The sequence below is a fragment of the Luminiphilus sp. nBUS_16 genome, from assembly GCF_051201645.1.
Classification (GTDB): domain Bacteria; phylum Pseudomonadota; class Gammaproteobacteria; order Pseudomonadales; family Halieaceae; genus Luminiphilus.
In genome coordinates, this window is the sequence record NZ_CP179205.1 from 396,943 (window position 1) to 410,105 (window position 13,163).

A 13,163-nucleotide genomic window follows, 5' to 3' on the forward strand; every position below is an offset into this window, starting at 1 on the left:
CGACTTAGGAGTTATACATAGATGGCTACTGCATCTGAGATTAAAATTACAGAAGCTTACATAGGTCTTTTGGGCCGAGCACCAGATCCTGCCGGCTTGGCATATTGGGTCGCAGAGTACGACGCCGCTGTTGCAGCTGGCACTGATCCCGATATTGCCCTAAAGAAAATCGCAAACGACTTTACTATAGACACCAACGGTGAGTGGACCAGCGGTTTGGGCGCTAACCAGACCAAAACTACCGTAGATGGTGTCACGACCATTACCTACACCAAGACACAGGCAGACGCCGTCGTAAACGGCATGTACGCAAATCTGTTTGAAAAGACCTCGCAGTCTGCTGCAGACGTAAAGTATTGGTCAGACCAGCTTCAGGATGGGTCAGTAACTGCTGCTGAAATGGTAGTGCTGCTGATCTTGGGTGCAGGTACCACCGACGCTGAAGTGTTGGGATATAAGCAGGAAGCCGCGTCCTACTACGCTGAAACAATTGCCGACAGTGATTTCTCTACAGACAAAGATGTTGGCAGAGCGCAGGCAAAAACCGCCGTAGACGCTGTACAAGGGCCGATAAGCTTAACCGTGTCCAAAGCTGCCACTGATGCAATCGCGTCTGGTACTGGAAGTACCAAGGCGCTTACTACAGGCACAGATACCGTAGTAGTGACCGGCGGTGATGAGATCGTGACTGGCCTTGCAGGCACTGGCGCTACAATCGCGGCCGTAGACAAGTTTCAGGATCTGAGTACAACGGATTCGGACTCTCTCACTATCACAGGTGATGGTGGTTTTGCTTTCGGTACGATTTCCAACGTTGAAAACATCAACGTGACCTTGGAGGCGGTCACTGGGGCTGGCTTCGCTATCACCGGTGGTGGCACTACTACAGGTGCAGGTAGCACCATTAATTTAACCACAGCAGCGACCACGGTTGTCCCTGGTACATCCTCATCAATCGCGGGTGAACAGGTGGTGTCCCTCGACTCACTGCAAGTGGGGGCGCTTACCACTACGACTGTGACGGGTTTAACCATCGCGGCAGCCTCAAATGATGCGCATTCGATCACTGGAGACGCCAGTTTGGCGACGCTCGCGATCACCAGCGCAGCAGCTGGTAACGATGCTTTAACTGTGGCCCTCGGTAACAACGATGCGACCCTCACGGTAACCGCTGCCGAAGCTGATGAAGACAGCGTGACGATTTCTGCGGGCGGTAAACTAGCCTTCACCTCTACATCTGTTGAGAATATATCTGTCTCAGGTTCCGGGGAGGCATTGGTAGTCACACATACTGGTGACGTTGCGGCAGATTTCACGGTGACAGGGGATCAGGACGTCACTATTTCAGCGAAGTCTGTGGTTTTGGAAGACTTCACCCTTACGGATTCCAGTACGGCAGGCAAGACCTCGATAATTTTGCAAGACAAAGGGGCGGTTGCTGATACGACAGACCTTACGGGTGCGGGCACTTTAAGCGGTTCAATTACTACCTCTGTTGTCGATAGCGACTTGATAGTGTCGGCCGGTAATACAATTAACTTGAAGACCGCCACTGACAACACAGTGACCGGTAATGACGCAAGCGGGACGGACACAGTCACTCTCGTCGTGGACGGCTCCGCAACGGTCAACACCGTAGGGTTCAACGATGTCACGATTGCAACAAATGACAGCAAAACTAATACCTTGGACTTGGACGCCGATGTCAACAGTGATATCTCACTGACTTCGGGTAACGACATTACTTTGACAAAGGTCTCTACTACGGGAGCAGGAAACGCAAGCTTTAGCGCTGGCGTGACGGGCAAAATTGCCAACACTGCAGTGTCCCTCATTACGACTGATGGTAGCGCTTCTGCGGTTATAGCCGCCTCTGGTAACATCACCGGTGGGACTTACGTGGCAACATCCAACGACGCGAATGCGTCGGTGTCTATAACTAGCTCGACGGGGGACGTTTCGACTGGCGCTATTACGTTATCGACTGGCGCTGACGCGAACGATGCTTCCGCAACGGTCACCGCTGCTAATGACGTGACGATAACGGATGTAGTGTTGACTGACGCCAAAACCGCTTCGGTTTCAGCAACCGCTGGAAATAAGCTGACTATCAATGATGTTGATGGTTCTGCGGTCTCTGGTGGTGTAGATATCACCCTGGTGGGCACAGCCAATGACGTGGCCTCTGGTGAGCTCACAACAACAGGCGGTGATGTTTCCATTACGGCGGGTGCTAAAGTAGTCGCAGATGCAATAGCCACTGCAAACGGCAATGTAACGATCACTGCGGGCACGACTCTGAATGCAGAGGCCGTCGGTGCTGATAGCATTAATGCGGGCACAGGGTCAGTAGTCCTGACCATAGGCGGCGGCGGGGCATCTGACCTCGGTACTGCTTTGGTGGGATCTACGGTTTCGATCGATGCTACTGGAGACTCAACCAACGATGTGCAGGTGGACGATGTGTCTGCTAATGCGGTTGTCGTTTCGGGCTCTGCCGATGTAAACCTTGGAACTGTTGACACCTATACACTTTCCGCATCTGGCGCAACCGGTTCTATAACGGCTAACTTCGATGCCGACAGGGGCGCAGCACAGGCTTCCGTGTTCACTGGTAGCGGCAATGACAACCTTGATTTCAATGTTGCTGCAGTTAAGTTTACGGTAACCGCAGGGGACGGCAACGACAGCCTCGATATCGTAGGCGCCAACACAGGTTCGACATTTAATGTTGGAGACGGCGGTAGCGTGATCGACGTCGACGACGCTTCCGGTGGTTACACCATCACGGCGGGTGCTGGGGTCGACGCTATTGACTTAGTGACTGCTTTCAATGACGCCACAATCTCAACGGGTGCTGGAGATGACTCGCTCACATTGCTCGCGGCCACTAACGTTAGTTTCGATGGAGGCGCCGATACAGATACAGTAAATCTCGCCAATGCTACTAGCTATGACAAGACCGTGACATTTGCAAACATCGAGGAAATCGAAGTGGGGGCTGGCACCGCTACCGTTTCTGCAGAAACTTTTGCAAGCGATAACGTCTTCAAGCTCATGGGTGACGGTGGCACGCTCGTGGTTGCAGCTAACGCCACGACTGGTAGTACGATCGATGCATCAAACGTTGAGTTCCAGGCAGGTGTAACACTCGGTATTAACTACACACTGTCCGATAAGGACGACACAGTGATCGGCACTGAGCTCGGCGATACAACGGATGCCGGGGAAGGTAATGACACCTTAACCCTTGGTGACGGAGCCGATATCATCACTGGTGATGACGGTGCTGATATCATTGATGTGGGTGCAGATGGTGACATAGACACCGTCATTTACGTTGCATATGTCGATGGTGGAGTGTCGGGTGCAGCTGATGCCACTACAATCTCCACGGCCGGTGCAGATGTCATATCCAACTTTGATTCTGGTACGGATAAGTTGGACATGAACGTTGAATTTTTGGCTGCAGCCATGGATGGTGCCACGCAAGCCGGGGTAAACGCGGTAGCATACGGCGGCAACATCGATCTCGCCGATGCAGGCACGGGTGATGACGTAGCTCAGCTGATTGCTGCCGGTGCTGCGACAGCTACGGCTGCAGATCTGCTAACGGTTGCTGACATAAACACTGCAGTGGGTACGATAACAAATGAAGTCGTAGCCGATGAACGAATCATTGTGCTCAACGCACAGGATGGGTCATCGGTAATGTACTACTTTAAATCGGTAACTGCTGATGATGAGATTACGGCCGACGAGCTTCAGTTGCTAGCGGTTATCGATGAAAATATCGTTGCCGGCGATCTGGCCACAGCATAATCGGACTAGATAGCAGCCTTGTAGGCTGATGCGTTCGACCGAAATGATACCCTCTGAATCTTGATTCAGAGGGTTTTTTTTTATATCGGCGTATTCAGGGGTAGTCGGCAGGTCAACACAGCGGTTAGCTTAATGTTAATACCGCATACCCTAAAGAGAGTTGCGTGACGAACAGCACCGCCGGCCGTCTGCAAGACGCCAACACTGTCATCAGTAACCAAAACACTACGTTACCCTACTACCGCGTGATTATGCGACTGCGCCTACAGGACTCTCGTGTGCGCGCAAGCCGTTGAGCATGTTGTTATCGTGTACCAAGGAAGTTTGCATGAACAAAGAAAAAGCGTTGGAGAAATCTTTCCAGCAATGCGTAATCGAATACGAGCGTTTACTTGCCAGTGGCGATGCTACACAAGGGATGACTTGGACCATTACATTATTAGATGGGCTTCAACGCGCTTGCTCTAAGGGCGGATTCGTTGAGAAGGCGGTCCCTACCACTTCGAGAGAGCATTGGTATACGCGAGCCGCCGCTGCGCTGACGCGTTTCATTACCGCACCAACAACAACCATCACTAACGCAGAGCTCCCACAGATTACGCAGCGAAAACAGATAATTGCTTATATTTTTGCCGCCAGCGGCTTTCGTAACATGACCCACCTGATAGATCAGATGGTAGAGACGGGTGCATCGGGCGAAATTACGATCAGTAATGTCAGGGCGCCGGTGCTGTTTGCTTTTGCTGGGTTGGACGACTTAGCAGAGCCAGTTATGACGATTGCCCTGGCAATGCCTGCATCCGTGCTACGTTTCTTTTTTGTAGGATGGCTAAATCAGCGCGCGGTGCTGACGGAGCAAGGGGAAAGAAATCGAGCTAGGTTGCTTACCAGCGGCCAACTACTTGAGTCTGCAGTGATTACAGACCCAGAGATTCCCACAATAATTAACGCCTGGATGTATTCGAGCTACGCAACTGAGCCCGATAAACACCAAATAAAGAAATGGCTTAATCACCTATTGATTAACCGGATGAAAACCGGCGGCGTGAAGCCACTTGAGGTGGTGCACAAGGTTAAGTCACGGCCAAAGATGATTATAGTTTTGGAGCGGTTTACTCGGAACCACGCCATGTATCGCTGTTATGCTGCGATGATTCAGTCCCTGAGAGGATATTTTGATACGGTAGCCATTGCTGATGACGTAACGATAGACGACGTGACCGCGGAGCTATTTGATGAAGTGGTGCGCCTTTCGTCACCCAGGCCGTCCATTGCTGCTCTTGCTGCACTTATACAGGCTCGGGAACCTGACATGATATTTTATCCATCTTTAGGGATGAGTCATTGGACTGTGATGTTGGCATTGCTTCGTTTGGCACCTATTCAAGTCATGAGTCACGGCCACCCGGCTACTTCTATGATGGAAACCATTGATTTTGCATATACCCCAGAGTTTGAGGGAGACCTGACAGCCATTCACTCAGAAAAAATAATTACAGGTCCCTCTGAGGTATATTTTGAATCTCACCCAAACTTACCGACGGAATTGCCAAAGCTGGTTTCGCCCAGCGATCGGGAGGTGAGAATCGCTGTGAACTCGAAAGTGATGAAGTTATCTTGGAGACTACTTCACTTATGTAAACGGCTAGAAACAGAGTCGGAAGTGCCAATTAGTTTTTCGTTTTTCCCCGGAGAACTTCATTTGTTTATGGACGGTCTCGACGCGGCCATTAGAGCCCACCTACCAACGGCGACCGTTGTCCCCTATGTCGATTATGCCCACTTTCTGAAAGAAATCAGTAAATGCGATTTCGCTTTGGCCGCGTTTCCCTTCGGTAATACGAATAGCACTGTTGATACTTGCTTGTTGGGTCTGCCCACTGTGGCGCACTTTGGGGCAGAACCACCTTCACAAACCGATTCGTTGGTATTGAAAATGGCAGGAGTAGCAGAGTGGTTGATCTGCCGCAGCGATGAAGAGTACTTTAGAACGGCACTCAGACTTGCTAATGATCCTGTTGCTCGAGCGACTGCAATGGCAGGGCAGAGCCGCGCCACGATGTATCAGCGGCTTATTGCGGACCGTCCCAATTTGGCCCCCGATGTTTTTGGCGAGACGATGTTCCACTTGCACAAGGATTACGACCGTTTGAAATCTTCTACGCAGAGGCAGTTGCGGCACACTGACCTGATTCACAATGCGCTGTAACCATCCTGCCAAAATATTAGCTTTCACTTTTACCAGCGCGCTCAAACGGTAGCTCATTTTCATTACATCGCCCCCACTAGGGCCTGCAGGTGCGCCAAGACCCGTTTAAATTGATATAAGGTATGGGTGGGCGATCACTGTCGCAATGACCGGTGCGATCGAGTATGGGCCTTTATACTTATGTCAGGTAGCATTCTTGGTGTTTGAGGCCTGCAAGAACAATGGGGTATACTGCAAGGAATCCTGATAAGTCCCCTCGATATGAGGCGTCTTGACCTAAATCTTAAGCTTATCCGCAGGAAACCCCCTTAAAGTGTTGTCCGCCCAAATTAGCGCTCAAGTTCGCTCGATAGAAGACGCTTTGCGCATGTGTAAGCGGTCTTTTACGGCTGTGTTCATATTCAGTTTTTTCACCAACATGCTGATGTTGACCCCCATGTTCTACATGATCAATGTGTTTGACAAGGCCGTAGGTACGGGCAGTTTCCCGACGTTGATTTCGCTGGTCATAATTGCGGGATTCCTCTACGTCATTATGGCGTTGTTAGAGTGGTCTCGTTCCAGAGTGCTGATCTACATTGCGACCCGTATGGATCACGTGATGGCCCCGCGTATTTACGATATTTGCTTTCTTGCTGAGTCGGGCGGGGCCAACACGCAAAATATGGGGTCTCAGCCCCTGTCGGACTTAAACTCTCTGAGGCAATTTTTGGCTGGAGGAACGGTTTTATCTTTGTTTGACCTCCCTTGGCTGCCTGTTTATCTGCTGGTAATGGTCTTATTCCACCCTGCACTGGCGGTAGTTGCTTTGATCTGTATGGGCATTATGTTCGCATTAGCACTGGCAAACCAAAAATCTACAACCGAAGGTCTGAAGGAGCTCAATGAAGCCTCGAGCAGCATCTCCAGGCAAACATCGCGTAACCTTCGTAATGCTGAAGTTGCTTCTGCGATGGGTATGATATCCACCCTGACTGAAAAATGGCGGATTGGGCAAGATCATGTGCTTGAAAAGCAGGAGCGAAACAGCGCCACGGCTGCGGGCTACTCCGCAACGATAAAGTCTTTGACCACTGCTATGCAATCTGCGGCCATTACCACTGGCGCGGTGTTGGCGATGCAGCAGCAGATATCACCCGGGGTTATGATAGGAGCGGCATTGTTACTTGGGCGGTCATTGGCACCCATTCAGCAGGCAGTAGGGGGTTGGAAAGGACTCGTTGATGCCAAATTACAATACAGTAGGTTGAACGATCTACTCCAAACTTTTCCGCCGATAGAGGAGCAAATGCCTCTTCCCCCAATCAAGGGCGATCTGTTTGCAAAAAACGTGACTGTTGTGCCGCCTGGTGGTCAGCGAGCTATCTTAACGGGTATCAGTTTTCATCTCTGTGCAGGGACTACCACCATGGTCATGGGGTCTAGCGCAGCGGGTAAAAGCACACTAGTACGTACTATTTTGGGCCTTTGGCCTACCGCTGCAGGTGAAATGCGAATCGACGGTGCTGAGGCTGCCCTTTATGACAGAGACACACTAGGCCCGCAGATTGGTTATTTGCCTCAAGATATTGAGCTTTTCGATGGCTCGGTCGCTTCAAACATTGCACGATTTACTGAGGCGGACCCAGAGCTCGTTGTTCAGGCCGCACGAGATGCCGATGTTCATGAGATGATTCTCGCATTGCCACAAGGTTACGACACCGTTATCAGCGCTCAGCAAGGTTTGTTATCACCGGGACAACGGCAGCGAATTGCGCTCGCGAGGGCACTGTATAATCGACCGAAGTTGGTTGTATTGGATGAGCCGAATTCAAATCTAGACGAATCAGGTGAACGTGCACTCAACGGCGCAATTAAAATGTTAAAGGCCGCTGGTTCAACGGTAGTACTGGTATCTCATCGGAACGGTGCTCTGCCACTGGCGGATGGCTTGCTGGTAATGGTCGGAGGCAAGATTGCAGATCAAGGGCCAACCGCAGATGTCATCGCGCGAGCCAAGCAAGTCATCGCGACAAAGCAAGAGGCATTAGATCGGCAGAGTGACAAGGCTGTTGCCGTTGAGGAGCAGCATGCGCACTAAAATAGGATCTTTTCTGCAGGCCGCCCGTGCGACTTTTTTGGGGCAGAATGTTGAGGTGCTCCTTGATGACGATGACCGCGATATTCTAGATTCTGACAGACAAGCCCGCTGGTTCGGATACACAGTGGTATTGGTGGTGTTTGGAGGTTTTGGTATTTGGTCGGCAGTGGCGCCCATCGAAAGCGCAGCGCAGGGAGTAGGAGTCGTAGAAGTAGAGGGCCATCGTAAATTAGTGCAGCACCTAGAAGGCGGCATCGTAGCTGAAATTATGGTTGCCAATGGTGATTATGTGACTAAAGGGCAGCCGCTTGTTCGCATGGACGCGACACAAACTCAGGCGGAGCTTAGTATCACCGCCGGTCGGCTCTGGGCCAAACGGGCATTGGTCGATCGCCTGCTTAGTGAACGCGATGCAAGTCCGTACATCACTTTTACGGAGTGGCTTACCGAACTAGAGGATGAGCGGGTCCTCGTTGCTGTAGGCAACGAACGGGCGCTGTTCGACGCCCGTCGCGCAGATTTGTTGGGAGAAAAAGAAGTTCTCGAGCAGCAAATAGCTCAAACGCTTAGCCAAGTCGACGGGGTGCAAGCTGTGCTGAGAGCTAAGCGTTCCATAGCTGAATCGCTTGATAACGAGGCTGGTGAGCTAAAACTTTTGCTGGCCGAGGGCTACGTGGATAAGCAGCGCATCCGTGAGCTTGATCGTTCTCGCGCCTCAACACTGGGCGAAATCTCAGACTTGACAGCTCGTATCTCTGCTGGCGAAGTTGCAGTTGATGAAATCAAATTGCAAATTCTTCAATTAGAGAAGCGATTCAAGACGGAGGTGATTGATTCGCTAACTCTTGCTGAAGAAAAGCTTTATGACCTTCAACAGAGCTATGCAGTCCTGAACGATAGAGTAGAGCGTACTGTCTTGAAAGCCCCGGCCAGTGGATTTGTCTTGGCTCTGAAGCCCAATAACGTTGGGGCGGTGATTGCGGCTGGCGCTTCTCTGATGTCTATTGTTCCTGATAATGAAAGATTACTTATCGACACTAGATTGGCTCCGATAGATATCGATAGGATTCGTATTGGGCAAGAGGCCGAGGTACGGTTTTCAGTATTTAAAGACGCCTATTCCATTACGGGGGAATTAGTTAAGGTCTCCGCAGACAGCTTATTGGACGAAATCACAGGTCAACCTTATTTCGAGGCTAAGGTAAGACTCCTCGAGGTGGATATGCAGCTATTAGGGGAGTACAGGTTGGTGCCCGGTATGCCCGCTGAGGTATTAATAAAAACTGGGCAACGCACACTATTGGGCTATCTAACATCTCCTCTGCATCGGATGTTTGAGAAGTCACTGATCGAGGGTTAATGTGGGCAGAGAGACTTGGTGATCACGAGCGCCTGGCAAGAAAAGTTTAATTAAAGCTATGTCATCTCCCGTTGTGGCGAGTCGAAGTATTTAAATGTACTGACAGCCCCTACGCTATTTTAAGGTTCTCCAAAAGTTAGGGTCCAGTGCAATGTACCGGTAGAGCAGGTGAGTCGAATACAGAAATATGCAACTATTGAAACGTGTGGCATCAGGTTTGCCCTTTTATAGAAACTAGTGGGCTAAATGTTTCCAAGGGAAATCAATGTTCCGTCAAAAAATAGGTCTAGAATATCCTCAAGCGTTAACTCTTGCTCTATTGGTAATATTGGTCATGGGGGCAGGACTAGTTCGAGCCACATCTGTCATGCCCCTGCAGCAAGCTTACAGCTTAGCCCGAGTCTCAGCCCCTGAGCTCGCCATAGCCCGCTACCGTGTCGACGGTGCAAAGAGTCAAAGAGATGTGGCTAGAGGCCGCGTAATGCCTCAGGTATCCGTTTTTGGTCAATGGTCGGAAAACCGCGTGGAATACCGAGGTGGACTAATACCTGATCAACGTTATCCGGGTGAGCGTTATGGCTTTCAGGCCAGCCAGTCTCTCATCAATATGTCTAGCTGGATGGAATACGACCGCCAAAAAGCGCTGGTCGGATTATCCGAGCAGGAGTTGAAAATCACCGAATCGCAATTATTGGGTTTGGTGGCTGGCGCGTATCTGGCCGTGCTCCTGTCCGACGCCGATCTTGCACAGTTTGAGACCGAGCTCGAAGCTCTGGAGCAGCAGCTTAAAGAAGCTAACGCATTGTATGAACGGTCGTTACTACCCATAACACAAGTGTTAGAAACACAGACGCGTGCTGATACTTTACGCGCAGACGTGATTGCTGCTCGAGGGCAGGCTGCGATTGCTCGTGAGAGCTTAATCGCACTAGTCGGCACCCGCGACATAGAACCCATGGCTATTGCCGAACAGGTTAGCTTGGACAGCACTGCTGGCAGCGCAGCAGATGCTGCCATTATGGCCTTCGAGTCGTCGCCGGAAGTGGCTGCCGCTGAGGAAGGAGTTTTAGCGGCACGTAAAAGCATTGCCAGAGAGAAGGGCAGTTGGGTGCCCAATGTTGATTTGATCGTTAGCAGTCAATATTCTGATGTCGGTTTTGATAACCTCACCTCGCCCCCACGCACGTCAGATAGCATTCAAATTTCGGTGAATTATCCGTTATTTGAAGGCGGTTCAGGATCTGCTCGACTTCGTGGGGCCTGGGCCGAGTTCTACACAGCGCAGCAGCAGGTTGAGGCAGCCAAGCGAGCGGGCGAAACCCGCGCACGGTCTGCTTGGGTGCAACTTCAGGCTGCCTCAGAGCGCGTCAATGCCGCCAGACAGGCTGTGAAAACGTCCAAGACCAATGTCGACGCGTCGCGTAAAGCCGTGAAGGCCGGTACCGCGCGAGTCACCGATGTGCTTTTAGCCATGGCGCAAAATACTCGCGCCGAGCGCGATTTAAGTGCGGCGCGATTTCAGCGCGCTATGGGATGGCTCGAGTTGGAGTTAGCCACGGGTGTTGACCCTATGGTGCTGGCCCCAAGACTCTCCAACGCCTTGCATCGTGGCGTATCAGCACCACCCTCGGTACAGGCGACCGAGGAGCAATAACTCATGGTGGCCGACAGTGCTGAGCCAAAGGTCACGTTGCTAAAGCGAGTAACGCTAGACTACTCCCCCGATGAAGACCGCATGAAGTTGACGGGGCTCACTCAGGAAGGGGTATTCGTTGTTGCTTGGCTGAGCCTTCGGTTATTGGGGCGTGTTGTACCGCACCTCCTCACCCGCTATGAGTCCATTGCAACATCTGCCGTAGCAAACGCTCCATCACTGCAACAATCTAGCCAGTCAGGAGCCTCGGGTGGTGAAGAGCCCGTGGTGTCGGCTCACGGCACGCCGTCGTTTTTGGTGGGCGCAGCAGATATTAGTCAGGGCACTGATGCAATTGTGTTGACGTTACGGGGAGGACTCGACGAGGTTCGATTTGCCATCCCTGCGGCCAAAATGGCGCTCTGGTTGAGCGGCCTGAAAAACTTGTATCAGGTAGCTGAGTGGCCGATGACCATCTGGCAGGACGCCGATAAAATTTTGGTATCCTCCCAGGGGGGCGGCTCAGTTACTTTGCATTAATGGCTATCGGCGAAAGTACGGTGGAGTGACTAACATCCGCGATAAAGCCGTGATTAAATAATTTCCCGGCGGTAGGCCCGAAAACGATAATCAGCTGGAGGGAGCGATGTTTATTAAGACCAGCGATCGAGGCGTGTTGTGACCTCAACGGACATCACAAAGCCGACCCGCCTCATTTTGGGTGCAGATCCACTGCTTAACCCAGCGACAGGTATCGGCCACTACACCCGACATCTTTTGCTGGCGCTGCACAATCGCAACTTAGTGTCCGACCTAAAGCTTTACGCCGACGGACGATTTTTGGCAACCGAGCAACACCTCAATGCTCTGCAGGTGCCCACTGCCAGCCGCCTCACGTCGGCCCCTACCGGGTGGCAACAGGCGCGGGCAATGCTTGCCAATAACCGCTTGGCGGTACGAGCTTATGCGCAAATCATGCCGCGCTTGGGGCGAGTACGACTGCGCCGTTTTCGCGACAGCCACATTTACCATTCACCCAATTTTTTATTGCCCGATTTTGAAGGGCCCTCGGTAAGCACCTTCCACGATTTGTCGATTCTTCGATTTCCCGAGTTTCACCCTGTTGCCCGAGTGAAATTTATGGAGAAGGTCATGCGCCACGCTGCAGAGCGGGCCAGTCATATCATTACCGATGCTCAAGTTGTCAAAAATGAGGTGCAAGATTTTTACGGCTTAGACAGTCACAGCGTTACCGCAATTCACCTAGGGGTTAGCGATGTGTTTCGCGCCAGAGGTGCGGCGCAGTGTTTGAGTCTGTCTGAGTATGGGCTTCAGTACCGGCAATTCTTTCTTTTTGTGGGGTCATTAGAGCCCCGAAAAAATATTGTTCGAATCATTGAGGCTTACATCAGCGCACGTCAAAAGGACGGTTTTAGCTGGCCGCTGATATTAGCGGGTGGCCCCGGCTGGAAAAATAGCCGTGAGCTTGAGGCCATTGAAGATCTCACGCAACGGGGTTGGGGGCGCTACTTGGGCCCCGTCACGCAGCAGGGTCTGGCTGATTTGTATGCATCGACACGAGCTTTGTTGTTTCCCTCAATTTACGAGGGCTTTGGTCTTCCAGCACTGGAGGCACAGCGCTCGGGCACGCCCACTATTACCTCCGCAGGGTCTGCCATGGCTGAGTATAGCTGTGCAGCAGACACCTTGGTGAATCCACTCGACGTTCAGGAAATTGCCGCCGCCATCTCCCACACCGCAGTGAATCCGCCGGTGACAATAAGCCTCGCAAACACATCGGCAGCTGAGCTGACGTGGGATCGCACGGCCCAAAAAACTCAGGCGGTGTACCAACAGCTGCAACCGAATTAGAAGCGAGTCAGGTCTCAGCGGCAATTATCCTGAGTCCAACCCCGCAGGCCAGTGAGGCTCTTTGGTAGTGCTTACGCTCTTAATAACGGTAACGTAACGGGTGCTTACATTGGGATGTTAATAACTCAGTGGCCTATTAATCCAATGCCTAAAAGCCCAAAAGCCCAAAAGCCCAAAAGCCCAAAAG

8 protein-coding genes are annotated in these 13,163 nt (G+C 51.7%); all 8 read left to right on the plus strand.

Annotated features, from left to right (window positions below; translation table 11 throughout):
• Positions 1-21: 21 nt before the first annotated feature.
• The 8 genes from ACMAY6_RS01810 (at position 22) to ACMAY6_RS01845 (ending at position 12,976) form a co-directional block, all read left to right on the plus strand.
• Positions 22-3,822, plus strand: coding sequence for a beta strand repeat-containing protein (locus ACMAY6_RS01810; protein WP_435213944.1), 3,801 nt, complete (start codon positions 22-24; stop codon positions 3,820-3,822).
• A 164-nt stretch (positions 3,823-3,986) separates the two neighbouring features.
• A complete protein-coding gene (locus ACMAY6_RS01815) occupies positions 3,987-4,118 on the plus strand; it encodes a hypothetical protein (protein ID WP_435213945.1) in 132 nt (43 codons plus the stop codon).
• A 32-nt stretch (positions 4,119-4,150) separates the two neighbouring features.
• Entirely contained in the window at positions 4,151-6,031 is a 1,881-nt protein-coding gene (locus ACMAY6_RS01820; protein ID WP_435213947.1) for a hypothetical protein, read from the plus strand.
• A 313-nt stretch (positions 6,032-6,344) separates the two neighbouring features.
• Positions 6,345-8,111: a type I secretion system permease/ATPase gene (locus ACMAY6_RS01825; protein WP_435213949.1), complete on the plus strand. Its 1,767-nt coding sequence runs from the start codon at positions 6,345-6,347 to the stop codon at positions 8,109-8,111.
• Positions 8,101-9,471, plus strand: a complete 1,371-nt coding sequence (locus tag ACMAY6_RS01830; RefSeq protein ID WP_435213951.1) for an HlyD family type I secretion periplasmic adaptor subunit — start codon at positions 8,101-8,103, stop codon at positions 9,469-9,471. The genes ACMAY6_RS01825 and ACMAY6_RS01830 overlap by 11 nt, the downstream gene beginning before the upstream one ends.
• Before the next feature lie 334 nt (positions 9,472-9,805).
• Positions 9,806-11,125 carry a TolC family protein gene (locus tag ACMAY6_RS01835; RefSeq protein WP_435213953.1) on the plus strand — a complete coding sequence of 440 codons (1,320 nt, stop codon included), beginning with the start codon at positions 9,806-9,808 and terminating at the stop codon, positions 11,123-11,125.
• Between the two features lie 3 nt (positions 11,126-11,128).
• On the plus strand, positions 11,129-11,644 hold the full coding sequence (locus ACMAY6_RS01840) for a hypothetical protein (protein WP_435213955.1): 516 nt from the start codon (positions 11,129-11,131) through the stop codon (positions 11,642-11,644).
• A 138-nt stretch (positions 11,645-11,782) separates the two neighbouring features.
• Positions 11,783-12,976: a glycosyltransferase family 4 protein gene (locus ACMAY6_RS01845; RefSeq protein ID WP_435213956.1), complete on the plus strand. Its 1,194-nt coding sequence runs from the start codon at positions 11,783-11,785 to the stop codon at positions 12,974-12,976.
• The last annotated feature ends 187 nt before the right edge of the window (positions 12,977-13,163 follow it).

Excerpts from the sequence above, each read along its gene's own strand:
- ACMAY6_RS01810 (WP_435213944.1), top strand. The coding sequence starts at position 22 with ATGGCTACTGCATCTGAGATTAAAATTACAGAAGCTTACATAGGTCTT.
- ACMAY6_RS01820 (WP_435213947.1), top strand. The coding sequence starts at position 4,151 with ATGAACAAAGAAAAAGCGTTGGAGAAATCTTTCCAGCAATGCGTAATC.
- ACMAY6_RS01830 (WP_435213951.1), top strand. The coding sequence starts at position 8,101 with ATGCGCACTAAAATAGGATCTTTTCTGCAGGCCGCCCGTGCGACTTTT.
- ACMAY6_RS01835 (WP_435213953.1), top strand. The coding sequence starts at position 9,806 with ATGGGGGCAGGACTAGTTCGAGCCACATCTGTCATGCCCCTGCAGCAA.
- ACMAY6_RS01840 (WP_435213955.1), top strand. The coding sequence starts at position 11,129 with ATGGTGGCCGACAGTGCTGAGCCAAAGGTCACGTTGCTAAAGCGAGTA.